This is a genomic window from Marinobacter sp. es.048 (genome assembly GCF_900188435.1).
Taxonomy (GTDB): domain Bacteria; phylum Pseudomonadota; class Gammaproteobacteria; order Pseudomonadales; family Oleiphilaceae; genus Marinobacter.
The window spans coordinates 1,009,080-1,033,370 of record NZ_FYFA01000002.1; the positions used below are offsets into that span (position 1 = coordinate 1,009,080).

General features: G+C 56.7%; 22 protein-coding genes. 12 read left to right on the forward strand and 10 right to left on the reverse strand.

The window, feature by feature from the left end; translation table 11 throughout:
• Positions 1-7 precede the first annotated feature (7 nt).
• Positions 8-427, forward strand: a complete 420-nt coding sequence (locus CFT65_RS15675) for a DUF2721 domain-containing protein (protein WP_088828996.1) — start codon at positions 8-10, stop codon at positions 425-427.
• Here the strand turns inward: CFT65_RS15675 and CFT65_RS15680 are convergent.
• Positions 418-1,038 carry a CPBP family intramembrane glutamic endopeptidase gene (locus tag CFT65_RS15680; RefSeq protein ID WP_172408502.1) on the reverse strand — a complete coding sequence of 207 codons (621 nt, stop codon included), beginning with the start codon at positions 1,036-1,038 and terminating at the stop codon, positions 418-420. The two genes, CFT65_RS15675 and CFT65_RS15680, sit on opposite strands and share 10 nt — an antisense overlap.
• Positions 1,039-1,884: a crotonase/enoyl-CoA hydratase family protein gene (locus CFT65_RS15685; protein WP_228705903.1), complete on the reverse strand. Its 846-nt coding sequence runs from the start codon at positions 1,882-1,884 to the stop codon at positions 1,039-1,041.
• Between the two features lie 138 nt (positions 1,885-2,022).
• On the opposite strand from CFT65_RS15685, the gene CFT65_RS15690 reads away from it, so the two are divergent.
• The 3 genes from CFT65_RS15690 (at position 2,023) to CFT65_RS15700 (ending at position 7,309) form a co-directional block, all read left to right on the forward strand.
• A complete protein-coding gene (locus CFT65_RS15690; RefSeq protein ID WP_088828998.1) occupies positions 2,023-2,994 on the forward strand; it encodes a ribonuclease Z in 972 nt (323 codons plus the stop codon).
• A 143-nt stretch (positions 2,995-3,137) separates the two neighbouring features.
• Positions 3,138-6,899 (forward strand): DUF1631 family protein, encoded by a 3,762-nt coding sequence (locus tag CFT65_RS15695; protein ID WP_088828999.1) that lies wholly within the window; start codon positions 3,138-3,140, stop codon positions 6,897-6,899.
• Between the two features lie 203 nt (positions 6,900-7,102).
• A complete protein-coding gene (locus CFT65_RS15700; protein WP_008176018.1) occupies positions 7,103-7,309 on the forward strand; it encodes a cold-shock protein in 207 nt (68 codons plus the stop codon).
• 70 nt (positions 7,310-7,379) lie between these two features.
• Here the strand turns inward: CFT65_RS15700 and CFT65_RS15705 are convergent, their stop codons facing one another.
• Complete coding sequence (locus tag CFT65_RS15705) at positions 7,380-7,859, reverse strand: Lrp/AsnC family transcriptional regulator (protein WP_088829000.1); 480 nt, start codon at positions 7,857-7,859, stop codon at positions 7,380-7,382.
• 157 nt (positions 7,860-8,016) lie between these two features.
• Between CFT65_RS15705 and CFT65_RS15710 the strand changes: the two genes are divergently transcribed.
• The 4 genes from CFT65_RS15710 (at position 8,017) to CFT65_RS15725 (ending at position 14,712) form a co-directional block, all read left to right on the forward strand.
• A complete protein-coding gene (locus CFT65_RS15710) occupies positions 8,017-11,535 on the forward strand; it encodes an indolepyruvate ferredoxin oxidoreductase family protein (RefSeq protein ID WP_088829001.1) in 3,519 nt (1,172 codons plus the stop codon).
• A complete protein-coding gene (locus CFT65_RS15715) occupies positions 11,528-12,715 on the forward strand; it encodes an aromatic amino acid transaminase (RefSeq protein ID WP_088829002.1) in 1,188 nt (395 codons plus the stop codon). The genes CFT65_RS15710 and CFT65_RS15715 overlap by 8 nt, the downstream gene beginning before the upstream one ends.
• A 55-nt stretch (positions 12,716-12,770) precedes the next feature.
• Positions 12,771-14,153 (forward strand): sodium-dependent transporter, encoded by a 1,383-nt coding sequence (locus CFT65_RS15720; RefSeq protein ID WP_088829003.1) that lies wholly within the window; start codon positions 12,771-12,773, stop codon positions 14,151-14,153.
• A gap of 139 nt (positions 14,154-14,292) precedes the next feature.
• Positions 14,293-14,712 carry a universal stress protein gene (locus CFT65_RS15725; protein WP_088829004.1) on the forward strand — a complete coding sequence of 140 codons (420 nt, stop codon included), beginning with the start codon at positions 14,293-14,295 and terminating at the stop codon, positions 14,710-14,712.
• Positions 14,713-14,719: 7 nt separating this feature from the next.
• Here CFT65_RS15725 and CFT65_RS15730 read toward each other — a convergent pair whose 3' ends face one another.
• Positions 14,720-15,688, reverse strand: coding sequence for a M23 family metallopeptidase (locus CFT65_RS15730; RefSeq protein WP_088829005.1), 969 nt, complete (start codon positions 15,686-15,688; stop codon positions 14,720-14,722).
• Positions 15,688-16,548, reverse strand: coding sequence for a DUF6544 family protein (locus CFT65_RS15735; RefSeq protein ID WP_088829006.1), 861 nt, complete (start codon positions 16,546-16,548; stop codon positions 15,688-15,690). The genes CFT65_RS15730 and CFT65_RS15735 overlap by 1 nt, the downstream gene beginning before the upstream one ends.
• Before the next feature lie 106 nt (positions 16,549-16,654).
• On the opposite strand from CFT65_RS15735, the gene CFT65_RS15740 reads away from it, so the two are divergent.
• Positions 16,655-17,509 (forward strand): PA4780 family RIO1-like protein kinase, encoded by an 855-nt coding sequence (locus CFT65_RS15740; RefSeq protein WP_088829584.1) that lies wholly within the window; start codon positions 16,655-16,657, stop codon positions 17,507-17,509.
• A gap of 18 nt (positions 17,510-17,527) precedes the next feature.
• Here the strand turns inward: CFT65_RS15740 and CFT65_RS15745 are convergent, their stop codons facing one another.
• From CFT65_RS15745 to CFT65_RS15760, 4 genes are all read right to left on the reverse strand, one after another.
• Positions 17,528-17,998 carry a MaoC family dehydratase gene (locus CFT65_RS15745; RefSeq protein WP_088829007.1) on the reverse strand — a complete coding sequence of 157 codons (471 nt, stop codon included), beginning with the start codon at positions 17,996-17,998 and terminating at the stop codon, positions 17,528-17,530.
• A 25-nt stretch (positions 17,999-18,023) separates the two neighbouring features.
• A complete protein-coding gene (locus tag CFT65_RS15750) occupies positions 18,024-18,479 on the reverse strand; it encodes a CopD family protein (protein ID WP_088829008.1) in 456 nt (151 codons plus the stop codon).
• 23 nt (positions 18,480-18,502) lie between these two features.
• Positions 18,503-19,564: a GGDEF domain-containing protein gene (locus CFT65_RS15755; protein WP_088829009.1), complete on the reverse strand. Its 1,062-nt coding sequence runs from the start codon at positions 19,562-19,564 to the stop codon at positions 18,503-18,505.
• A gap of 92 nt (positions 19,565-19,656) precedes the next feature.
• Positions 19,657-20,328 (reverse strand): SDR family oxidoreductase, encoded by a 672-nt coding sequence (locus tag CFT65_RS15760; protein WP_088829010.1) that lies wholly within the window; start codon positions 20,326-20,328, stop codon positions 19,657-19,659.
• A 146-nt stretch (positions 20,329-20,474) separates the two neighbouring features.
• On the opposite strand from CFT65_RS15760, the gene CFT65_RS15765 reads away from it, so the two are divergent.
• The 3 genes from CFT65_RS15765 (at position 20,475) to CFT65_RS15775 (ending at position 23,693) form a co-directional block, all read left to right on the forward strand.
• Positions 20,475-21,305, forward strand: coding sequence for a zinc-dependent peptidase (locus CFT65_RS15765; protein WP_088829011.1), 831 nt, complete (start codon positions 20,475-20,477; stop codon positions 21,303-21,305).
• Between the two features lie 64 nt (positions 21,306-21,369).
• Complete coding sequence (locus CFT65_RS15770; protein WP_088829585.1) at positions 21,370-21,546, forward strand: DUF2897 family protein; 177 nt, start codon at positions 21,370-21,372, stop codon at positions 21,544-21,546.
• A gap of 128 nt (positions 21,547-21,674) precedes the next feature.
• Positions 21,675-23,693 carry an oleate hydratase gene (locus tag CFT65_RS15775; RefSeq protein WP_088829012.1) on the forward strand — a complete coding sequence of 673 codons (2,019 nt, stop codon included), beginning with the start codon at positions 21,675-21,677 and terminating at the stop codon, positions 23,691-23,693.
• Between the two features lie 8 nt (positions 23,694-23,701).
• Here the strand turns inward: CFT65_RS15775 and CFT65_RS15780 are convergent, their stop codons facing one another.
• Positions 23,702-24,211, reverse strand: coding sequence for a copper chaperone PCu(A)C (locus tag CFT65_RS15780; RefSeq protein WP_088829013.1), 510 nt, complete (start codon positions 24,209-24,211; stop codon positions 23,702-23,704).
• Positions 24,212-24,291: the final 80 nt, after the last annotated feature.

Here is a 24,291-nt window from a genome sequence, read left to right on the forward strand (position 1 = left end):
CACCAGATTGGACCTGACAACGCCTGCCCTGCTCTTCCCGGCGATTTCACTGCTGTTGCTGGCTTATACCAACCGGTTTCTCGTATTGGCACAGCTCATACGTCAGCTCAAGCAGATGGACACCGAGGAAGACCACGCGCTGATCGCCCGGCAGATCGGCATGTTGCGCAAACGGATCGTGCTGACCAAACGCATGCAGGCCTACGGGGTGCTCAGTTTCTTCCTGTGCACGGTTTCCATGTTCCTGCTTTTCCTCGGCGCAAACCTCCCTGGCGTGGTGGCGTTCGGCGCCAGTCTGGTACTGCTGTCTTTCTCACTCTTGTATTCGCTGTATGAAATCCAGATCTCAACCAATGCCATCAACGTTGAGCTGGCCAGCTTTGAAGCGCGCAAGAGTGCCGGCCGGGAAGATGTCGACTATTCGTGAGGCCGGTTGGCGCCGGGATTCACGATCCGGACACCAAACCAGCGTGGAAACCGGAGCAGGCAATACAAGGCAATCATGTCGTAAAGTGCATGCCAGACCATGACCAGCACCAGGCTTTCCGATAGCACATAGACCGCACCCAGTATCAAACCGAGTCCGGTTGCCACCAGAAAATAGGTAAACGATACGTAGTGCACCAGCCCGAACAGCACCGATGCCGCCAGCACGGCCGTTACCGGGTCAGTCTTTGCCATCAGCCAGCCCTGGATTGCGCCCCGGAATAGCAGTTCCTCGCCAACACCGGCCAACAGGGAAAGCAGAATGAGTACCGCCGGGGAGTAGCTGGAGGCAAAGTCATACAAACCCTGCATCTGACGCTCAAGGTTCTCCGGGAACAAGCCGGGAACCCGCGTAAGCAACAGCAAGGCGGCGTAGGTAAGAATGGCTCCGAGCGCCCCCAGGAGCATGCTCGGCCACAGGCCCGGACCGACGAGCAGCACCGGAACTCCGAATAACAGTATGGCCACTAATCCGAGAACGCCAATGCCGCCCTGGAATAACAGCGCGGCATTAGAGGAGATACCGGATTTTCGTCGTTTACCCAACGCCATTTACTGATCGAACAAGGGCTTCACCGGAAACAGCGCATCGTATTGCGGCGCCTGCTTCTGGGCTTTGGCCTGGAAGGATTTCATCATGTCCGTCGGGCGGAACATGCCGGCCTGCCAGGTGGCCATGTACTTAAGGCTGTCTTCGACGCTGTGGTCGCGACTGTAATTAAGCATTTCCTTGCAGCCAGTGACGGCCAGTGGTGAGTTCGCTGCAATCTGGCCGGCAATGGCCATAACCTCGGCCAGCATGGATTCCTGGTCGGCGTAGACGGCGTTCACAAAGCCCAGACTCTGTGCTTCAGTGGCGGAAAATTTGCGGCCGGTATAGGCCAGTTCACGAACCATACCCTCGGGCATGAGTTTGGGCAGGCGCTGGAGCGTGCCAACGTCGGCGGTCATGCCCAGCTCGGTTTCCTTGATGGTGAAGTAGGCATCTTCCGTGCAATAACGGCTGTCAGCGGCGCACACCAGATCCAGAGCACCACCGATACAGCCACCGTGGATGGCTGCCAGCACGGGAAGCCGGATTTTTTCCAGGGAGGTCAGAGTATCCTGCAATTGCAGCACAACCCTGCGAAGGTTTTCCGCCATGCGCCCGGGATCACCATTCATGGGCACGGCTTTGGGATCGCTGAACACGCCCAGATCCATGCCGGCGGAGAAGTGTTTGCCGGTGGAGGAGATTACGATCACGCGGGCGTCGGTGTTGGCCTCAATCTCCTGCATACACCGGGGCAGCTCGAGCCAGAACGCCCTATTCATGGTGTTCAGGGCCTCAGGACGGCTGAACTGAACATAGGCGATATGGTCTTTGACCTCAATCGAAAAACTCTCGTAACTGGACAACTCAGACAAGACAGCACTCCTTATAAATATGTCACAAACCGGCTCATTGCCGGTCGCCCCAGCTAATGGTGTCTCAATTCTGCTACCTTCGTATTATGGCGGACAGAGAGTCGACACGTTAACCCGAAAAGGCCTGGCATGGAATTCACCTTCCTCGGCACTTCAGCCGGAACGCCCACAAAATCCCGCAATGTGACCGGTCTGGCGCTGAGCCACGGCGGACCGAAGCACTGGTACATGATCGACTGCGGCGAGGGCACCCAGCACCAGCTATTGAGAACGCACCATTCGGTGATGCAGCTGCAGGCCATATTTATCACTCACATTCATGGCGACCACACGTTCGGACTGCCAGGACTGCTCACCAGTGCCTCTATGCTTGGCCGAACTGCCCCGCTCTATCTGATCGCCCCCCGTCCGGTGATAACCTTCGTTGAGGCAGCCCTTGGCAACAGTGACTCCAGCCTCAGTTTCGAACTGAGATTTGTCGATTCCGAAGCGGAGAGTTTCCACTGGGAAGACGACTTCCTGTCGGTTACTGCAGTACCCCTGTCCCATCGCGTCTCCTGCCGGGCCTTTGTGTTCACGGAAAAGAACCTGGAGCGCCAGTTGCTGCGGGACAGGCTCGAAGCTGCTGGTATTAAGGCCGGTCCGGCCTGGGGCCAGCTGCAACAGGGCCAGGACGTGGTACTGGAAGACGGGCGCCTTGCCCGTTGCGATGAATACACCCGAATTGCCAGAAAACCGCGCAAAGTCATCGTCGCCGGTGACAACGACCAGCCCGACCTGCTTCTGGAAGCGAGCACCGATGTTCAGGTGGTGATTCATGAAGCAACCTACACGCAGGAAGTCTCTGACCGGGTCGGCCCATGGCCACAACACAGCTCCGCTGCCCAGGTAGCCCGCTTCGCCGAGGCCGCAGGTGTCGCGAATCTCGTGCTTACTCACTTCAGCTCCCGATACCAGCTTAATCCGGATGCCTATCCACACATTGGTGAGATCGAATCCGAAGCCAGGGGCATCTATCGGGGAAACCTTTATCTGGCAAAGGATTTTGCCTGCTATGAGCTTGGCAAGGATCTTATGCTGAGAGCTGCAGAGCGTCTATAATGCAACCGTGGCTTTTGGTACTGCCATGGATTATACGTGTCGCTTTAATAGATTCACTTTGCGTTTGATAACGTTCAAATTACACTGCACTCAGGGATAAAACTGAACACAGCTTCACTTTTCACTGCTCAGGAAGGCGGTCAATGGCCCGGCTCAACGCAAAACACTCCAGAATCAGCAAGGATGCGGTTGTCGTCACGCCTGGCCTGATGCCTTGTGGCTGTGTCATTGACAGTGTAGTCCTGGACAAACAGGTGCTGCGCCTCAGCCTGAAGGACTTTTCGTCGCCTGCTGTACTCGACCAGTTGTCATCGTCCGCCGCTGCCCAGGCGGATCTGCATGTTTTCCTCAATAACGACAGTGAAGAACAGCACCTCCGTTACAGGGGCGCAGTTCAGACCGGCCACGGTAGCGGCATTTCGCTTGAAATAACGGGGAACACCGAGGAACTGAAGAACGACATTGATCGTTTGTTACAGCGCTCTGTAAGGAATCGGCCTGAAACGGCGGCACCGGATCCTTCACTCAAACAGCTTTACTACCAGCATTGTCGGCGGCTTCTGGAACAGTTACTTCCGGAATTTATGGAAGGCACCTTCGAGGGCATTGAAGCCGACCTGGAACAGGCAGCCGAGCTACGTGAAATCACCCGGCTCAAGGATATGCGCTTCATTTTCCAGAGCCGCCAGCAGCGAATGCTCCAGGATTTCCAGGCCCAGTTCCAGGCCAATCAGGCGATCCTTGAGCCCGCCACCGAGTCCCGGGCCGGCAGCAAGGAGCTGCACCTGCTGCAACAGCACGAGTTTGAAGACTGGCTGGATTTACAAGCCATCGCCACCAGAATAAGCAAAGCAAATACCGACGCAACTTTCTTGCTCAACCAGTTTCTGAACCAGATTTTCCGGCAGGACGTCAACGATGACGACAACCCGCTGACACCAAGGGCGCTGTGTGTTTGCCTGCAATACATGGTCGACCATCTGGGCATTGCCCGGGAGCACCGTCTTACCATTTACCGGGCATGGGAAAATGCTCTGGTTAGGATCTGGCCCGCGGCTATACGGTCCCTGATCAATGACTGCCGAAGAGCTGGCCTCGAGGCCCTCGATATCACCGAGCTGCCTGCAAACTGGTCACTCCGGGACCGGGACCACGCATCGACCGACTCAGGTTCAGCAACCGAGGCCACCGAAGACTCGCCCGAGGATACGTCGGAAACCAACCACGCAGGGCACGAGGCGCCCGGGTCGCCGTCGGTCGGTCGCTCGCTGCTCCAATTGATGGCACTGGAGTCAGGCCCTTCTTCCGAACTCTCGGACTGGGAGGCGCCCAATCCGAAGCTCTCGGAAAACCTCCGTTCCCGGCGCCGCGAACTCCTGGACCGGTTGCACGACGATGAACCAGATATGGCAGGACTGCTCCGGGAACTGGCAAACTCGGACTCCGACCTTGCCAGCTCACTGGACCGCACGGCCGTGGAGAAGGCCAATCTGGTGGACCGACTGTTCGCGCCGTTGAAAAGCCACGAAGAACTGTCGGGCTCGCTTCGCCACCAGCTGCAAAAACTTCGGCTACCCGTGTTCGAAACGCTGGTTGAAACACCGGATTTTCTGAATGCCGGCGACCACCCGGCCAGGGATATTATCAATGACCTGATGCACATCTGTCTTGCCGAAAGAGTCTCAAGCAAGAAGCTGGAGGCGACGGTCGCCGATATCATCGAAGAGCTAACAGAGATCGAGGTATCGGATCCGAACCTGATGGAAAATCTGGGCGAACGCCTGAAACAACTTGTTGAGCAGCAGGATCAATCGTTTATCCGTAACTCGGAACGACTGGCCAAAACCCTCGAAGGCAAGGAGCGCCTGCGCCAGACTCGTAAGGAAGCCCGGGAACGGCTGAACGTGCTCTTGAGCAACAGGCAGGTTCCGAAGATTCTGATCCGCATTCTTCAGGCCGGCTGGGAGCAACTGATCGTCCTGACCATGCTCAGAGAAGGTCCGGAAAGCCGGCATTGTGAGGAACTGCTTGATGTGGTTGCACAGCTCCAGGCCTGGCTGTCGCCTGCCGGCACCTCCGAAGAGCTGGCATTTGAACGGGAGCTGGAGAGCAGCGTCATGCTGCAGTTCATCGAACGGGAGCTGAAAACCGCCGGGGAAGTCTCCCGGGTGAGGCCGGTTGTTGACGAGTTATCCGGAATTCTCGAGGGCGACGTGGAAGCGGAAACCACGTGGGTGGATGAGTACGGCGAAGCCGATGAAGCGCCGGCTTTACTGCCCCCGGAGCTTGAAGACAGTCGCTGGGCCTCGAGGGCAAAGGGGATTTCCGTAGGCGACTGGGTTGAGGTTCGACTGGATACTGGCGATACCCGCCGGTTGAGGCTGGTGTGGGGCGGCGAGGATTCGCTCCGGTTTGTCTTTCTTTCGCCCAAAGGCATGAGCGAAGTCAGTTACGGGTTCCCGGAGTTTGTGCAGAAACTCGCAGAAGGCGAAGCCTGGCTGGTTGAGAGCGGAGACATTCCATTCCTCGACCAAAGCCTGTTCAGCATCGTTGAAGATGTTTACCGGAAGCTCAATTTTCAGGCAACCCACGATGCCCTGACTGGCTGTATGCACCGCCATGATTTCGAGAAACAGATCTCTCAGCAGATCAACTCCACCGCCCCCGATTCGGATGACACTGCCTCTGCTCTTATGGTGTTGGATATCGATGAATTCAGCGTCATCAACGCCTCTTACGGCGCAGAAGCAGGCGACACACTGCTTCAACAAGTGGCTGGTCAGCTTCGTGAACAATGCAGGTCACAATTCACGGAATCCCAGATCGGGCGGATCAGTGGCAACGAATTTGCGGCGCTCATCAATGGCATAAGCACGGAAAACTGCCTCGACTTCGCAGAATCCTTCCGCCGCAACTTCGAGCAGCAGGTTTTCCGCCATGGGCCAGCAGAGTACGGAGCCACTGTAAGCATCAGTATCCGGCCAGTATCCGGTATTGAAAGCTCTCCCGGCGATCTGCTGAATCAAGCCAGCCTTTCACTGAAATCGGCAAAAAAACAGGGGGGCAACCGGATAGATCTGGCCAAGGCCAACCCTGACCATTCAAAGATTGGCATGCCACACTGGGTGACCGAAATTGACCGGACTATCCGTGATGGCAGTCTCTATCTCCGGGCCCAGCCGATCGTAGCCCTTGAGCCAAAAAATGGCGAAGGTACCATGTATGAGCTCCTTTTGGGCCTCAAAGATAGCTCAGGCAAGGAAATTTCACCTCAAGGCTATATCGAAGCCGCGGAACAATTCAAACGCAGCATGCGGGTTGACCTATGGGTCGTTTCTGAAGTGCTGGCCTGGATGCGAGACAACCCTGAGGCGCTCGCCAAGATTGCCACTCTCAACGTCAACCTGTCAGGCTCGTCGTTGAGCGATGACAGCTTCATGCTCGGTCTGGAATCCAACCTCAGAGCGAATCCGGAGCTGGCCCACAAGCTCTGTTTTGAGGTAACCGAAACCTCTGCCGTCGCCAATCTCCATTTTGCCTCCGATTTCATGCGCGAGATGAAGCGACTCAATTGTCGGTTCGCTCTCGATGATTTTGGTACCGGTCTGTCGTCCTACGCCTATATCCAAAAGCTTCCAGTAGACTTCGTGAAGATTGACGGAGTATTCGTTCGTGACATGGCGACCAACCTGACGAACTACGCCATGGTGAGGTCGATCAATGAGCTTTGCCATTTCCTGGATCTTCAGACCATTGCCGAATACGTGGAAGATATGGAAATCATGGATACCCTGAAGGAGATTCAGGTGGACTACGCCCAGGGCTTCGCTATTGCCAAGCCGCGCAGATTGGACAGCCTTGGCACCGGGAATTCCATCACCCCGGTTTATGCCTATAAGAAATAGCTTTGCTTTTAACAGCGGCAGGAGTACAGTGGGCTTCGTTGGAAAGATTTAGCAAAGCATTTCATCAATAAGACCGCTCAGCTGTAATAAGTAGCACGTCCTGTTTTTGATCACGCCAGTTTTTTGTTTCCGCATACCGCCGATCAGGCATCATGAAAATGATCTGACGGCACATTAAACGATTGAAATCAGGAAAGTATATTATGTCTACAGTTACCGGCAACGTTAAGTTTTTCAACGAAGCAAAAGGTTTTGGCTTTATCACTCGCGAAAGCGGCCCGGACGTTTTTGTTCACTACAGCGCTATTCAGGGCGGCGGTTTCAAAACTCTGGCTGAAGGCCAGCAGGTCGAGTTCACCGTTACCCAGGGCCAGAAAGGTCCCCAGGCGGAAAACGTAGTCGCTCTGTAAATAACAGACGATACGTTCAGAAAAAGGCAGCTTCGGCTGCCTTTTTTCGTTTAGGTGACCCGTCCCGAACCTACTGAATGCCTTCCACCGGGATCGTCTCGGTATTCTTTATCTCCCGCAACGCAAAGTTTGAATTCACCTGGGCAATGCCCTGCAGGGTGAAGATCTTTTCGTTCAGGAACCGATCGTAACTGGCCATGTCCGGTACGATCACCCTGAGTACGAAATCGGCATTACCGGTTACCGCAAAGCACTGAAGCACCTCCGGATAACTGCTCACCCGCTGCTCAATCTCCGCCGTGCTATCGATGTTGTGCCGCTGCAGTGACAGATTGACGAGCACGCACAGCCCCTGGCCAATGCGTTCCGGATCCACTCTCGCGCTATAGCCCTGAATCACACCGCTTTCCTCAAGTGTCCGCACCCGACGCCAGCAAGCGGCCGGTGACAACCCCACCTGTTCTGCCAGTAGCTGATTGCTGATGCGCCCATCCTGCTGCAGTACGGAGAGGATTTTCCGATCCAGCTTGTCCAGTTCTACCTGTTTCATTTGGTAACACCTGATTTTTGTCAAAGTTTCTTTCTTCTTATTGTTATATATCAAATATCCTTTCGCAAATTCTCGAAACCCTTACCCAATAAGCAAGCACCTTTTGCGGACTTACCTCTAAAATTTTGGTCATAAAATCGACAAAAAGGAGGGCGCCATGTCCGCCGATACCCCAGAACTCGACGATTACAAACTCGAAGACCGCTACCTGCGGGAATCCGGTCGGGTGTTCCTGACCGGCACACAGGCCCTGGTCCGAATTCCATTGATGCAGGCTGCCCTGGATCGAAAACAAGGGTTGAACACGGCCGGTCTGGTCAGTGGCTATCGCGGCTCTCCCCTCGGTGCAGTTGACCAGGCGCTCTGGCAAGCCAAGGACCTGCTGGACGAGCACCGGATCGATTTTGTCCCCGCCATTAACGAGGATCTTGCGGCTACCATCATGCTGGGTACCCAGCAGGTCGAGACCGATGAGGACCGGCAAGTGGAAGGCGTTTTCGGTCTCTGGTATGGCAAGGGGCCCGGCGTGGACCGCGCCGGCGACGCCCTGAAACATGGCACCACCTACGGATCTTCCCCTCACGGTGGCGTGTTGGTGGTAGCAGGTGACGACCACGGTTGCGTGTCATCGTCCATGCCTCATCAGTCCGATGTGGCATTCATGAGCTTCTTCATGCCCACCATTAACCCGGCCAACATCGCCGAGTACCTGGAGTTCGGGCTCTGGGGTTATGCCCTGTCCCGCTACAGCGGCTGCTGGGTCGGTTTCAAGGCAATCTCGGAAACCGTGGAAAGCGCAGCCTCTGTCGAAATTCCACCGGAGCCGGATTTCGTTACCCCGGACGACTTCACGGCTCCGGAGGGCGGCCTCCACTACCGGTGGCCGGACCTGCCGGGGCCGCAACTGGAAACCCGGATTGAGCACAAACTCGCAGCCGTTCAGGCCTTTGCCCGCGCCAATCGCATTGACCGTTGCCTGTTCGAGAACAAGGAAGCCCGCTTCGGTATTGTCACTACCGGCAAGGGCCACCTTGACCTGCTCGAAGCCCTGGATCTTTTCGGCATTGATGAAGACCAGGCCCGGGACATGGGGCTGGATATCTACAAGGTGGGTATGGTCTGGCCCCTGGAACGTCGCGGCATCCTGGACTTCGTTCACGGCAAGGAAGAAGTGCTCGTGATCGAAGAAAAGCGCGGCATCATCGAGAGCCAGATCAAGGAGTACATGTCAGAGCCGGATCGCCCCGGCGAGGTTCTGATCACCGGTAAGCAGGATGAGCTGGGCCGACCGCTGATCCCATACGTCGGCGAGCTCAGCCCCAAACTGGTTGCGGGCTTCCTGGCCGACCGTCTGGGCAGATTTTTCTCGGTGGATTTCAGCGAGCGCATGGCTGAAATCAGTGCCATGACCACCGCCCAGGATCCGGGGGGCGTCAAGCGCATGCCCTACTTCTGCTCTGGCTGCCCCCACAACACCTCCACCAAGGTGCCTGAGGGCAGCAAGGCCCTGGCGGGCATAGGCTGCCACTTCATGGCGTCCTGGATGGGCCGGAACACCGAATCCCTCATCCAGATGGGTGGTGAGGGCGTCAACTGGATCGGAAAGAGCCGATATACTGGCAATCCCCATGTATTCCAGAACCTGGGCGAAGGTACCTACTTCCACTCCGGTTCCATGGCAATTCGCCAGGCGGTAGCAGCCGGTATCAACATTACCTACAAGATCCTGTTCAACGATGCTGTGGCAATGACCGGCGGTCAGCCTGTGGACGGGCAGATCACCGTCGACAGGATTGCCCAGCAAATGGCCGCAGAAGGGGTGAATCGGGTTGTTGTGCTCAGCGATGAGCCCGAGAAATACGATGGCCATCATGACCTGTTCCCCAAGGGGGTCACCTTCCACGATCGGTCCGAGCTCGACCAGGTGCAGCGCGAATTGCGTGACATCCCTGGCTGTACCGTGCTGATCTACGACCAGACCTGTGCCGCCGAGAAGCGCCGCCGTCGCAAGCGCAAGCAGTTTCCGGATCCAGCCAAGCGTGCCTTCATCAACCACCACGTCTGTGAAGGGTGCGGCGACTGTTCGGTACAGTCCAACTGCCTCTCGGTTGTGCCCCGCAAGACAGAGCTGGGACGCAAGCGGAAGATCGACCAGTCCTCCTGCAACAAGGACTTCTCCTGTGTTAACGGATTCTGCCCCAGCTTCGTGACCATTGAAGGCGGTCAGTTGCGCAAATCCCGGGGCGTTGACACCGGCTCCGTACTCACCCGCAAGCTGGCTGATATTCCAGCCCCCATGCTGCCCGAACTGACAGGCTCCTACGATCTGCTGGTGGGCGGTGTTGGCGGTACGGGCGTTGTTACTGTCGGTGCACTGATCACTATGGCGGCGCACCTGGAATCACGCGGTGCCTCGGTACTGGATTTCATGGGATTCGCCCAGAAAGGCGGCACGGTCTTGAGCTACGTTCGTATGGCACCGTCCCCGGACAAGCTCCATCAGGTGCGGATCAGCAATGGCCAGGCCGATGCGGTCATCGCCTGTGACCTGGTAGTGGCGTCTTCCCAGAAGGCCCTGAGCGTGCTCCGGCCAAACCACACCCGGATTGTTGCCAATGAAGCGGAGCTCCCCACTGCCGATTATGTGCTTTTCCGGGACGCCGATATGAAGGCCGACAAACGCCTTGGCCTGCTACAGGATGCGGTTGGTGAGGATCAATTCGACCAGCTCGACGCCAATGGCATTGCGGAGAAACTGATGGGCGACACCGTATTCTCCAACGTCATGATGCTCGGGTTCGCCTGGCAGAAGGGCTTGCTGCCTCTTTCAGAGGCGGCTCTGATGAAGGCCATCGAGCTGAATGGCGTCGCCATCGAGCGGAACAAGGAGGCCTTCGGATGGGGCCGACTGGCGGCCGTGGATCCGAGCGCAGTCACGGATCTGCTGGACGACAACAAGACCCAGGTCGTTGAGGTAAAACCCGAACAGACCCTGGACGAACTGATCAACACCCGTCACAAGCATCTGGTCAACTACCAGAACCAGCGTTGGGCAGACCAATACAGCGAGAGTGTTGCCAGAGTCCGCAAAGCTGAGGAAACCCTGGGCGAGACCAACCTTCTGCTGACTCGTGCTGTGGCTCAACAGCTTTACCGATTCATGGCCTACAAGGACGAGTACGAAGTGGCCCGGTTGTTTGCTGAAACCGACTTCATGAAAGAGGTTAATGAAACCTTCGAGGGTGACTTCAAAGTCCACTTTCATCTGGCCCCACCCCTGCTCAGCGGCGAGACCGATGCCCAGGGTCGCCCGAAAAAGCGTCGGTTCGGCCCCTGGATGTTCCGGGCCTTCCGGCTGCTGGCGAAACTTCGCGGCCTGCGCGGAACCGCAATCGATCCGTTCCGCTATTCTGCCGACCGCAAGCTGGACCGGGCCATGCTGAAGGACTATCAGAGCCTGGTAGACCGCATCGGTCGTGAGCTCAACGCCAGCAACTACGAAACCTTCCTGCAGCTTGCCGAGCTGCCTGCCGATGTCCGCGGGTACGGCCCGGTGCGAGAGCATGCGGCAGAAAGCATTCGTGAAAAGCAGACTCAGCTGATTAAGGCGCTGGATACCGGTCGCCCGACGTTGATTCGCACCCAACAGGCTAACGAGGAGGCCAATCATGTTTGAAGCACTCCAGCCCCTGCCCCAGGATCCGATCCTGCAGTTGATGCAGACCTTCCGTGAAGACGACCGGCCGGACAAGGTGGATCTGGGAATCGGTGTCTACAAGGATGACGCAGGCAATACACCCATCATGGCCGCCGTGCACGAGGCCGAGCGTCGCCTGCTTGAAGGTGAAACCACCAAGAGCTACGTGGGGCCTGCCGGTTCCGCCGGGTTCAACAGCGCCATGTCGGAGCTGATCCTGGGCAGCAACAGCCCACTGGTCCGCGACGGTCGAGTATCGGTCATCCAGACTCCGGGCGGCTGCGGCGCCCTGCGTATGGCCGCCGAGTTTCTGCGCCTGTGCAAAGCGGACACAAAAGTCTGGGTCAGCACGCCCACCTGGGCCAACCACTTGCCTCTGCTTGGTGGCGCCGCCCTGACTATTCGCGAATATCCGTACCTCAATCCACAGACGCTGCAGGTAGACTTCGGCGCCATGCTGGAAAGCCTGGAACAGGCAGCTCCGGGCGATGTGGTGCTACTTCACGGATGCTGCCACAACCCCTCGGGCGCCGACCTGAGTCTGGACCAATGGCAGGAAGTGACCAGCCTAATCCAGCGCAAGGGCCTGCTGCCGTTCGTGGACATGGCCTACCAGGGGCTCGGAGAAGGCCTGGACGCGGATGCGGCCGGCCTGAGGCATCTGGCCGGCGCGGTACCGGAAATGCTGGTCGCAGCCTCATGCTCCAAGAACTTCGGTCTCTACCGGGAGCGCACCGGCGCCCTCGCCCTGATTTCAGGAACGGCAACCGTGAATGCGGCCGCCACCAGCCAGCTGCTGAGCGTCATCCGGTCCCATTATTCAATGCCGCCGGCCCATGGTGCCGCGATCGTGGAGACCATCCTCGGCAATGACGGCCTTCGGTCCCAGTGGCAAAAGGAGCTTGGCGGCATGTGCGAGCGCATTCTGCACCTGCGTCACGCCTTTGCAGACGCACTCGCGCCGGTGGGCGATTTCGACTTCATCGCCCGTCAGCGAGGCATGTTCTCCTTTCTGGGTATCAGCTCGGACCAGGTTGGCCGGTTAAGGAAGGAACACGGCATCTACATGCTGGAGAGCAGCCGCGTAAACGTCGCCGGCCTGAACGACCGCGTCTTGCCACAAGTGGCGTCAGCCCTGCGCGAGGTTCTCGGCAAGTAAATATTTTTCGACAACAACCAATCAATCCGACAAAAACAATTAGCCGGAGAGAAAAATGAGTGAGAGTACCCAACCACACCAGCAGGCCAATAACCTCTGGTCCTCACGGATGGCCTTTATCCTGGCTGCTGCCGGCTCGGCGGTGGGCCTCGGCAACATCTGGAAGTTTCCGTACATTACTGGCGAGAACGGCGGCGGCGCCTTCGTTCTGATTTACCTGGCCTGTATCTTCCTGATCGGCGTGCCAGTGCTGATTTCCGAGACCATGATTGGTCGACGCGGCGGCCAGAGCCCCGTGGCCACCATGCGCACCCTGACCAAAACCGAAGGCACCGCGAGGGGCTGGCGGGCCATCGGCTGGAATGGCGTTATCGCGTCCTTCCTGGTGCTGTCTTTCTACGCAGTGATTGGCGGCTGGGCTCTGGTCTATATCGGCAAGGCCGCAACCGGACTGTTTACCGGTGCCGATGCAGAAGCCATTGGCGGCCAGTTCGGCGGGCTTTTGGCCAATCCGTGGGAATTGCTGATGTGGCACTCCGTCTTCATGGCGATCGTGGTGTTCATCGTGGGTCGGGGCATTCGTTCCGGGCTTGAGAAAGCCGTGAATATGCTGATGCCACTGCTGTTCGTGCTGTTGGTAGCGATGGTGATCTATGCCATGAACAGCGGCAGCTTCGGCCGGGCCGTAAGCTTCATGTTCTCGCCGGACTTCAGCAAGCTCACCACCGCCGGTGTACTGACCGCCCTGGGGCACGCGGCCTTTACCCTGAGTATCGGCATTGGCGTTCTGATGGCCTACGGCTCGTACCTGCCAAAAACCGTAAACATTGCGCGGACCGCGATGACCATTGCTGTCGTGGACACCAGTGTTGCCCTTCTCGCGGGGCTGGCCATCTTTCCGCTGGTATTTGCCAATGGTCTTGAGCCAGGCGCAGGCCCCGGCCTGATCTTCGTCACCCTGCCACTGGCGTTTGGTCAGATGAGTGGTGGCGCTCTATTCGGCACCATTTTCTTTGCTCTGCTACTGGTAGCAGCCATCACCTCGGCCATTTCCATGCTGGAACCGGTGGTCGAATGGCTGGAAGAACACAAAGGCGTCAGCCGGGCGAAAAGCGCCCTTGGTGGCGGGCTCGCGATCTGGTTTATCGGCATCGGCACCGTGCTGTCGTTCAACGTCTGGGACAGCGTGCACCCGCTCGGTTTTATCCCGTTCTTCGAAGGCAAGACGGTCTTCGATCTGCTCGACTTCCTGGTCTCCAACCTTATGATGCCCCTCGGCGGACTGGCCATTGCACTGTTTGCCGGATGGGCAATGAAACGTGAGGGCCTACCGGCCGATTTTGGCCTGCAAGGAAGCAGCTACAAGGCGTTCATGTTCATACTGCGTTATCTAACGCCTGCCGGTATCGCCGTGGTGTTCCTTTACAATCTGGTATAACGGCCACCAGCAGCCTCCGACCGCAAAAGCCCGGTGAACTTCACCGGGCTTTTTTTGACATACCCAAAAGGACACTGCCAATCTGAATGCAGAAGAACTGACCAATGTTCTGCGTCTCAAGCAGAAAAGGAGAACTCTTATGTACAGCAAGATCCTCGTTCCGGTCGACCTCGCCCATACCGATAAAATGGTGAAGGCGCTCAATACCTCCATAGATATTGCCAAGCATTACAAAGCTACCCTCTGCTACGTCAGTGTCACCAACAGCACGCCGGGAGCGGCCGCCCACAACCCTAAAGAACTCAGGGAGAAACTGGCCGTCTTCGCGGAGGAGCAGGGGAAATCCCACGGCATCAGTACGGACAGCATCGTCATGGAGACCGCCGATACGGCAGTGGAACTTGAAGACAAGTTGCTTGAGGCTATTAAAACCACCGGTGCAGACCTGGTGGTGATGGCTTCTCATCCGCCGGGAATCGGCGACAAGCTCCACATTCTCCACTCCAACGGCGCCAATATCGTCAGACACAGTGATATTTCGGTATTCGTTGTGCGGTAAAGCGGAATTATTGGGCGACAGGCTCTGCAATACGGATCCTGTCGTTTCTTACGGGAAACGCACCATCAATAGTCAGCGCCAGCGGCTCACCTGCAAACGCCGCCTCCTCAGGCAGCCCTCGCTGGGCGTGAACATGCAGATGGGGCTCTGAACTGTTCCCGGAGTTGCCCATTTCTCCCAGTAAATCGCCTACAGCCACCTGGTCACCAGCAGAGACCGCGACGGTGCCTTTTCTCAGATGGGCTAAAATCACAAAGAACCGGCCACAATTGATCGCCACATAGTTTCCCGCCATATGAGCCCGATCCATCACTGGAACCGGCATATCCTCCCGGCCATCGACAACTTTCGCGATCTCGCCATCGCAGGGCGCCACCACCGGGGTGCCGAATGTTGTATAGCGGGCCGGATCAGAAGCCAGCCAGCCGTTCTTGTGAATTCCCAGCGGAGAAACTCGGAAAATATCCAGGGCCCGACTCTGTCCTTGCCAGGGTCTGAAACGCTCAATAGCTGTATCCAGTGTTTTCAAATGTACATTCACCATGAGGTTGGATCCGCCATGGGCCACCAGATAGGTGCCAGGCCCGAAAGGCGGTGCGATGTTGACGGTCTCAACCGGCGGCACAGTCCTCCCCTGATAGGCCATATACGCCATGTACCCGCCAAAGCAGCCCAGACCGAACCCAAGAAGGACAAATAAGGTCTGCCCGGCTGAGACTCGCCAGAGGCCGTTACCCTGAAACCGCCCCTGCCAGAGATGTAACACTACGATGAGCGCGAAAACCCCATAATAGACGTAAGGCGTCCAGAACGGGGGCATGGTCCACAGCGCCGCCAGTCCGATGCCAAGGAGTACCGCTGCAACTGACACTGCCTGCACTCCAAGTGCAAACAGTCCCTTGGCAGGGAACCGTGCCAACCATACCAACAGGAGAACTGGCAGGGCGATTTGGGTGAGCATGACCACAAGGGACATCAGTCGCTACTCCTGGTGACACTGGATCGAGGAAATTCTATGTTGCTGATCTCGCCAATGAAGAACGGAAAATAATCGTCCGTGTTGAAGAAATTCCCGGCTTCCACGCGAGTAGGCAAAAGAAATCCTTCGAACTCCCGAAACTCCGACAGATCGCCGCCAAAAGGCTGCAAGCGATGGACTTTTTCCGCATTCGCATTGCTCCACCGGTCAAAACTCACCTGAAGCGGCCGGCCGTCGTCGGCCACCACAACATCCACCGCCTGCTCTGTACCTTCATGGCGCACAATCACCCTCGCCGTATTCACATCAACAAGTGTCCACACAACACCCGGGCCTGGCAGCAGGGCGGCCGGCGTCCAGAACACCGCCTCTGCCACATACCGGCCGAATGCCGAACGGGTGTGATCCGGGTCGCCGCCCATTCGGGCAACCGGAAGCAACCCCATCAGCCAGAACCGCGTCCACTGGTCAGTGTCTGAGCCGGAAATCTGGAGCAGGCCGCGGTTGGCGCTCATTTTCCAGATAAACCCTTCGGGCACGGCCAGCACCTGGGTAGCCTGCATGTCCATGTAGTCGGGCGACTCCCGATTGCCCATACCGAATTGTCCATTCATGGATATCCGGGCCACGGTGTAGAGCGGTGTACCAGGCTTAATGGTGTACCGGAAATACCGCTGGGCGGGCTCAGGCAGCCCTTGAAGAAGAGAAAGATCAAAACGCTCCGGTGCAGTCGGCTGCAGAGCCACCAATCTCGCCATGGCGGCCCGGTCCGCGGTCTGGTCAGCCTGGCGCCAGAACCAGAGAGCGACGGTGACCGCAACCAACAGAATCAACAGGATCAGGAAAAAGATTTTCATGTAAGCTATGCTCCGTAGCAGTCATTGTCCCTGCCCTGCCCGAATCCGGCCTTGTTCCAGATCAACGAACGTGGCTGGCCGACTCACTGTCAGCCTGAAAGGTTTTATGAAAGTACCGAAGAGATTACAACCACTTGTTGATGACGGCATGGTGGACGAAGTGCTCTACCAGCTGATGAGCGGCAAAGAAGCGCAGGTTTATGTGGTGCGCTGCGGAGACCAGACACGCTGCGCCAAGGTCTTCAAGGAAGCCTCGAAACGGAGTTTCAAGCAGGCTGTGGAGTACCAGGAAGGCCGAAAGGTCCGGAACAGTCGTCGGGCCCGGGCCATGAGCAAGAAAACGAAATACGGCCAGAAGGAACAGGAAGATGCCTGGCTCAACGCCGAGGTGGATGCCCTTTACCGCCTTGCCGCCGCGGGTGTCCGGGTTCCCCAACCTCTGGGCTTCGTGGACGGTGTGCTGCTGATGGAACTGGTGGCGGACGAAGATGGCAAGGCCGCACCCAGGCTGGATGATGTCACCCTTTCCCCGGAACAGGCCCGTGACTTCCACGCTCAGGTTATCCGCGAGGTAGTCCGCATGTTGAGTGCCGGTCTGATTCATGGGGATCTGTCGGAATTCAACGTTCTGGTCGATGCCAACGGACCGGTCATCATTGATCTTCCCCAGGCCGTCAATGCGTCCGGCAATAACAACGCGGAACGTATGCTGGAGCGCGACGTAGACAATATGCGCCGGTACTTTGGCCGATTCGCGCCGGAACTGCTGAACACTGATTACGGCAAGGAGATCTGGGCGCTCTACGAATCCGGCGACCTCCACCCGGATAGCAAACTCACCGGCTGTTTCCTGCACGACGACACCGCTGCCAACGTCGACGAACTGATGGAAATCATCGATGCGGCAAAAGAAGAAGAGTGGGAGCGACAGGAACGAATGAGGGACGCAGAGGAGGACTGAAGCACTGGCCGGTGCTGGTCAGGCTCCAGTCGTCGTTTTCTGTTCGCCGACCATGGCTGACATCACTTCCTGTTCCCTTGGCCCGGGCAGAACACCCGTCAACCAGGCCTCGATAACCGGCTCACCGTGCTGGTTGGAGAGTACCGCTTCCGCCCGGGCCCGATTCCTTTCATCCACCTCGGTGATGGTGAAAACACAGGTGATGGTGTCGCCAAAATACACCGGCCGGCGGAAGCGAAAATTCATTCCGGACGCCAGCCAGCCAATCTGCCCACCCACTTCCGTGATCATCCCACCAACCAGCAGGCCATGGCAGATCTTGCCCTCTAGATTCTTGGCTTGCGCAAACTCGTCGCTGTAGTGGACCGGATTCTGATCACGGCTGATCTCACCAAAGGACAGGGTCTCATCTTCAGTGAACGTTCGCGCCAGGGTAAACGAATCCCCGGCTTTCAGGCCGGCAATGGCTCTTTTACGAATATCAGACATTATCGGTTCCTGAGCACTCAACAGGTTACAGGTACCGACCGCCAGACCCTATGGCGACCACAATCAGGCCGAGGACCAGATTGATACCCACAAGCCGGCGAATCTTTCCCACCTGAACACCGCCAGCCTGAGGATCTTTGTCTGCAACAGCCTGCTTGAGCCGCCGGAACGGGGCAAAATACACATGGAAGTAGAGCAGCATCATTACCAGCCCGAGCGTCTGCATGGCATGAATATGCCAACCAGCACCGGCCATACCGCCAAACACACTGAAAATCATCCAGTAACCGGTGACCAGGAGCAACACAACTGAAAGCCACACCCAGCGAAAGAACCGTTCAAGCGTTCTGGACCAAAGAACGCCACGCTGGGAGGCCTCCACCACCTCAACCACGGCCGGACGCATCGCCATGTAGGCGAAGAACATACCGCCAACCCAGATAACCGCGGACAAAACATGCAGTGCAATTGCCAGACTCATAAAACTACCCCTTGATTTGGCCTTCAGATGGTTTCCAGTTCTACCCGGTTACGGCCGCCCGTTTTACCCCGGTAAAGAGCTTCATCAGCCCTGCTGACCGCGGCACTCAGGTCTTCGCCAGCTCGCAGTTCGCTCACACCGATACTGATCGTAACATCGGCATCACCGCCAGTAATCGCGCTCCAGTCCCTGGCCAAAAACGCATTTCGTATCCGCTCCGCGCTTGCCTGCGCTTTGCCGGAATCCGTATCAGGGAGGATGGCCAGAAACTCCTCTCCACCCCATCTACCGATCAGGTCCTGAGCCCGCAGCTCCTCACGAATCACATCGGCAACAAAACCCAACACCCGGTCGCCGGTTTCGTGGCCATAGGCGTCGTTGATTGATTTAAAATGATCGACATCCAGCAGAAGAAAGCCAACCGGGTGACCGCTACGGCTGAACCGGGCCAGTTCTTTTTCAGCCAGATAGGTCATGTGCCGGCGATTAAAAAGCCCGGTCAGTGAATCCGTTGTTGCCATTTCCCGGAGCTTGCGCTGGGCCGTGACCACCATTCTGAGGTAATAGGAAGCCAGGTAACTGAACATGGCGAAGACCACGCTCAGGTTAAACAGATGAACAAAATGCAGAGCCGTTTGAGGAATCGGCTGTAACGGCGCGATGTACCACATCAGGACATCCAGGGCGATGTAGTAACCCCACAAGGCCAACAGAGCATAGATGGCCCATTTCCGTGATGCGGACACACAAATCGCCGGTATGAACATCAGCAGGTAATAGTGGAAACCGCTCTCCCAACCAATCAGAACAATACCAAGGCCGGCATGACCAAGCACTTCGGCCCAGATGAGTACCACCGCAATCCTGTTCCTGTGGTATTTGAGCGCGTAATAGGCCCCGGCGTACATGGCCACGCTGACCACATTAACCCAAGCCAGGATCGGCGACCCCAAGGCATGAAAAAGAAAGAAGAAGATGACGTCCACAGTTCCGGCAATCTGGGCACACCGCATGGCCAGACGCCAGAATTGGGGCCTGCGCTCCCGCTCAGGCTCATAATTCATTGGAGTAGTCGCACTATTCATTTTCAGCAGAATTCCTTTTTAGGTAACAAGAATACTCGTTAAAACGGAATTCTGCCTCACTCCAATGCAAACAAATGAAAATGATTTCAGGGTTACCATGGCAGCTCTTCGCCGTTGCTATGCCAGAACGACCCGGTATTCCCCAGAGTCAGGCCATCAATCCGCTCTGCCAGGCCTCTTGCCGATTCTTCCGGGGTGATCAACCCACCAAAATTCACCATACGGGTCTGGACATAGCCGGGATGCAGCTGCGCCACGGCGATACCCCGCGGTTTCAGATCCATCGCCAGGGATTTGCCAAAGGCATTGAGCGCTGCCTTGGAAGCACGGTACCCATAGCGGCCGCCGGAGTCATTGTCAGCGATAGAGCCCATGCGGCTGGTGATGTTGGCGATTTTCCCTCCAGAGGGGATTTTTTCGAACAAGGCTTCAGCCACTCTCAGAGGAGCATAGGCATTGATCTCCATCTGGGTGCGGATAGAATCGAAATCGATACTGCCCAGCTTCTCGTCCTGCAGCAGACCGGCATTGTTGATCAACAGATCGATACGCTCACCCTCAAGACCAGCCACGAGCTTGGCCACGCCCTCATCGGTCGTCACGTCGACGCTCTCGATGATCCGCTTGGCAACTTCTTCCAGCTCCGGCGAGGCCTCCCGACACACACCGATGACCGAACAGCCGCGACCCGCATACAGCCGGGCAAGCTCCAGACCAATGCCACGGTTTGCTCCGGTAATCACTACAACGGAATTCTCTGACATATCAGCCTCCTCGACGATGAGTACAATTCATTCAGCTTCACATCCAATGCCTTCAAGAACAACCAGCAATACGGAACCTACCTGCTTGCAGCTGCAATTTTTCTGTAAGATAACGGTTAATCCAATCAACGGTCGCTGGGAGTAGCATGTCAGCAGCACTTGTTTTCGCAGTCTTTGCAGTGACCCTGATCGCGGCCACCATTTTCTACCTCTTCTTCTATCGCACCTGGCGGAGAGAACGGAAACTGAGAGCCCCCTTCCCAGAACCCTGGCGGCAACACCTTGATTCGAATGTGCCGCTTTACCGAAAACTTAGCAAAACACTGAAGTGCGCATTAGAGCAACGGGTGCAGCTGTTTCTTTCCGAGAAGGAATTCTACGGCTGTAACGGCTTTGAAGTGAATGACACGGTGAAAGTCACCATCGCCGGGCATGCCTGTTTGCTGATTCTCGCCCGACCCTACTCGGATTTTGATGAGGTAAGCAGCATTCTGGTCTATCCCGACGCCTATCATGTCAGAGACATTGAAAGCGACGGACTGATTGTCAGCGAGAGTAATGAAATCCGGGCCGGAGAGGCCTCAAGCCGGGGCCAGGTGGTGCTGGCCTGGAAAGAATGTGAGGAAGCGGCCAGAGCCCCGCACAGCAGCCACAACGTGATGCTCCATGAATTCGCCCACCAGCTGGATTATCTGGACGGCACCGCGGACGGCGCTCCGCCCCTGGGCGGAGAACAGGCCAGGCACTGGCAATCGGCCATGACCCACGCCTACGAACATCTGAGACATTCCCTGCATCACCACCATAAACCGTGGCTTGACCCCTACGGCGCCACCGAACCTGCAGAATTCTTCGCGGTGCTGACCGAAGCGTTTTTCCAGCAACCTGGCCATCTCAAGCACGAACAGCCCGAGGTTTACAAAGCCCTGCAAGGGTATTATCGACTGGACCCTAAAGCCCTCTGGCAGGATGCGTGACAGTTGTGGCAGATCGATGCGTGGTCCACTATGTAGGAAAGCGGATCAGTTGGTGGAGGTGTACATGCCAGCCATAGGATGGATATTCATAATTGTTGCCCTTGCCTTGATAGTGGGCAGCCTGATGATACTGCGCGACAATGCACGCAGCATGAAAATCTCCGATGAAAAAATGAAGAAGATTCAGGCCCGCAAGGCAGAGATCGAAGCCGAGGAGAGCGCTGAAGACAGAGAGTCGTAAGGGCCGGCTCTTGCCTGCCCCATGAATATTTGGTGACGATTCAAATCCCGTTGACGTGTGTCACTCTGAATTCCTGCCCGCCCCGCATACTTCAGGGATAGTTACCCCTCAGGAAAGGAGATCCCTGAATGGCCAGATCCAATGTCACCAGAAAGCTCGGCTCAAAACTCGCGCCTCATATCGAAGCCCTGAGAAAACAGACCGTCGATGTGCCACCAGACGCCTCATCAAGGCACCTGCACAACGGGATCGACACTCCCCTGCCGCCGGCAGACCTGCACGGCAGCTATATCAACAACCGGCCGCTTCCAACAGAGGGTGTAGCGGAGCGCCGGGCGTGGATTATCGGTGGCGGCATTGCGGGCCTGTCCGCTGCCTTTTTTCTCATTCGCGACGGGCACATGCCTGCGGGCAACATCACCTTTCTTGAGGAGCAGGATATAGAGGGTGGTTCGTTGGATGGCGCCGGTAACGCCGAGGACGGATATATCGTCCGTGGAGGTCGTGAAATGGAGATGACCTACCAGAACTTCTGGGATGTTTTCTCAGAAATACCTGCGCTCGAACTGCCTGCCCCGTTCACCGTGCTTGATGAGTACCGCATCGTGAACGATGCCGACAAGAACTGGTCGAAAGCCCGGCTCCTGGAAAACCAGGGACAGATCAAAGACTTCTCGACCATGGATCTTACCAGGCGCCAGCAGCTTGAGATCATCAGGCTGCTATTGGCCCGGAAAGAGGATCTGGACGACATCACGGTTGAGCAATGGTTCAGTGAGGGTTTTCTGAGTACTAATTTCTACACTTTCTGGCGCACCATGTTTGCGTTTCAGAATTGGCACTCGGTGCTTGAAATGAAGCTCTACATGCATCGTTTCCTGCACCTGATGGACGGACTGAACGACATGACGTCACTGGTTTTCCCGAAATATAACCAGTACGACAGCTTCGTCAGGCCGCTCATGAGATGGCTCAAAGACCAGGGTGTGAATATCCAGTACGACATGACCGTCACTGATCTGGATATGGAGAGCGGAGATGGCACCAGAGCCGTCAAGACCATCCAATGCCACAGTGCAGACGGGGACAAGACATTCAATGTCGGCGCACATGATCTGGTATTCGTCACAACCGGATCCATGACCGAGGATACCGCCTACGGCGACGACGATAACGCTCCGAGGTTGAAAGATAGTGACAAGGCCGGCCAAGGATCCGGCTGGCAACTCTGGAGGAATCTGGCCGAGAAATCCGACGTCTTCGGCCGGCCAGACAAATTCTGCGGAGACATACCCCGCTCAACGTGGGAATCAGTGACGCTTACCTGCAAACCCTCACCTTTGATGGACAAGCTCAAAGAGCTGTCGGTTAATGACCCTTATTCCGGGTTCACGGCTACTGGCGGAATTATAACCTTTACAGATTCTGCCTGGCTGATGAGCTTCACATGCAATCGCCAGCCACACTTCCCCGATCAGCCAGACGACGTCATTGTGTTGTGGACCTATGCTCTGCTGATGGATAAACCCGGTGATTACGTCAACAAGACGATGCCCGAATGCACCGGTAAAGAAGTGTTGATTGAGCTGTGTTACCACCTCGGACTGGAGGACCAGATAAACGAAGTACTGGCTGCCACAAAAACCCGCATCGCGCTGATGCCTTACATCACGTCACAATTCATGCCGAGGGCCAGAGGCGACCGTCCTCAGGTAGTCCCTTCAGGCTGCACCAATCTCGCTTGCATCGGGCAGTTCGTAGAGACCCATAACGACGTTGTGTTCACACTGGAAAGTTCGGTGCGGACGGCCCGCATTGGGGTTTACAGCCTGCTGGGCATCAAAAAACAGGTGCCCGATATTTATCCGGGACAATACGATATACGGCGTTTGCTGCGGGCAACCAGAACCCTTAACAGCAACGAAGCGTTTCTGGGTGAGGGTATTCTGCGCCGCCTGTTGGGCGGCACTTACTTTGAAAATATTCTGCCACTTGGTCCTGATGAAGACCCGGCCGATCTGCACAAAGCCGGGCTGTTCGACAATCAGTTACAGGCTATCCGTCAACTAGTGGAAGGAAACCACACCCTCGACGATGCCAAAGGGTGGGTTCAGGGCGTCCTTGACAAACTTCGCGGACGAAGCTGAGTCGACGCTCAGTGGCCGCTGTGATCCATGGAATGACCAGAATGATTCGCCTTCTGGTCGTTCATCATGGTTTGCCCGTCCAGCGGCGCAACATTCAGCTCAACTTGCATATCGTCCGCGCCATCAAAGCTCAGGGTCAGCGGAATGCTCTCACCCTCGCGCAACGGGCTCTTCAATTTTTCCAGCATCAGGTGAAAACTGTGGGGTTTCAACTCCACGGTAGTACCCGCCGGAATGGGAAGCCCGCCTCTGACCGGCGCCATTCGCATCACACCATCGTGCATGCTGGTCTCGTGAATCGATACGCTGCCAGCCCTTGGGGTTGCTGCACCAACCAGGGTGATATCACTGCTGCCGCTGTTGGAGATACGCATATACCCCACTCCCATGGGAGTGCCAGGCGGTGTAGGCCGGCTCCAGGGATGCTCGACCTTGACCGAACCCTGGCTGTACTGGGCCAGAGTCGTCGGGGCAACCAGGGCCAATGCCAGCACAAATACGCTCAGGCAGTACTTCATGTCCAGTATTCCTTGTCGTTGATGTTTAGATAAAGGATAAGAAGACGACCCCATGGATCCAAGTTTTTCAGTGCGACGAA

What these genes read in the sequence shown, in the direction of transcription:
- CFT65_RS15745 (WP_088829007.1), bottom strand. Translation starts at nt 17,998, where the DNA reads ATGTCTGATATTCGTAAAAGAGCCATTGCCGGCCTGAAAGCCGGGGAT.
- CFT65_RS15710 (WP_088829001.1), top strand. Translation starts at nt 8,017, where the DNA reads ATGTCCGCCGATACCCCAGAACTCGACGATTACAAACTCGAAGACCGC.
- CFT65_RS15740 (WP_088829584.1), top strand. Translation starts at nt 16,655, where the DNA reads ATGAAAGTACCGAAGAGATTACAACCACTTGTTGATGACGGCATGGTG.
- CFT65_RS15700 (WP_008176018.1), top strand. Translation starts at nt 7,103, where the DNA reads ATGTCTACAGTTACCGGCAACGTTAAGTTTTTCAACGAAGCAAAAGGT.
- CFT65_RS15730 (WP_088829005.1), bottom strand. Translation starts at nt 15,688, where the DNA reads ATGTCCCTTGTGGTCATGCTCACCCAAATCGCCCTGCCAGTTCTCCTG.
- CFT65_RS15695 (WP_088828999.1), top strand. Translation starts at nt 3,138, where the DNA reads ATGGCCCGGCTCAACGCAAAACACTCCAGAATCAGCAAGGATGCGGTT.
- CFT65_RS15735 (WP_088829006.1), bottom strand. Translation starts at nt 16,548, where the DNA reads ATGAAAATCTTTTTCCTGATCCTGTTGATTCTGTTGGTTGCGGTCACC.
- CFT65_RS15750 (WP_088829008.1), bottom strand. Translation starts at nt 18,479, where the DNA reads ATGAGTCTGGCAATTGCACTGCATGTTTTGTCCGCGGTTATCTGGGTT.
- CFT65_RS15775 (WP_088829012.1), top strand. Translation starts at nt 21,675, where the DNA reads ATGGCCAGATCCAATGTCACCAGAAAGCTCGGCTCAAAACTCGCGCCT.
- CFT65_RS15720 (WP_088829003.1), top strand. Translation starts at nt 12,771, where the DNA reads ATGAGTGAGAGTACCCAACCACACCAGCAGGCCAATAACCTCTGGTCC.
- CFT65_RS15765 (WP_088829011.1), top strand. Translation starts at nt 20,475, where the DNA reads ATGTCAGCAGCACTTGTTTTCGCAGTCTTTGCAGTGACCCTGATCGCG.
- CFT65_RS15760 (WP_088829010.1), bottom strand. Translation starts at nt 20,328, where the DNA reads ATGTCAGAGAATTCCGTTGTAGTGATTACCGGAGCAAACCGTGGCATT.
- CFT65_RS15690 (WP_088828998.1), top strand. Translation starts at nt 2,023, where the DNA reads ATGGAATTCACCTTCCTCGGCACTTCAGCCGGAACGCCCACAAAATCC.
- CFT65_RS15715 (WP_088829002.1), top strand. Translation starts at nt 11,528, where the DNA reads ATGTTTGAAGCACTCCAGCCCCTGCCCCAGGATCCGATCCTGCAGTTG.
- CFT65_RS15755 (WP_088829009.1), bottom strand. Translation starts at nt 19,564, where the DNA reads ATGAATAGTGCGACTACTCCAATGAATTATGAGCCTGAGCGGGAGCGC.
- CFT65_RS15780 (WP_088829013.1), bottom strand. Translation starts at nt 24,211, where the DNA reads ATGAAGTACTGCCTGAGCGTATTTGTGCTGGCATTGGCCCTGGTTGCC.
- CFT65_RS15705 (WP_088829000.1), bottom strand. Translation starts at nt 7,859, where the DNA reads ATGAAACAGGTAGAACTGGACAAGCTGGATCGGAAAATCCTCTCCGTA.
- CFT65_RS15770 (WP_088829585.1), top strand. Translation starts at nt 21,370, where the DNA reads ATGCCAGCCATAGGATGGATATTCATAATTGTTGCCCTTGCCTTGATA.
- CFT65_RS15680 (WP_172408502.1), bottom strand. Translation starts at nt 1,038, where the DNA reads ATGGCGTTGGGTAAACGACGAAAATCCGGTATCTCCTCTAATGCCGCG.
- CFT65_RS15725 (WP_088829004.1), top strand. Translation starts at nt 14,293, where the DNA reads ATGTACAGCAAGATCCTCGTTCCGGTCGACCTCGCCCATACCGATAAA.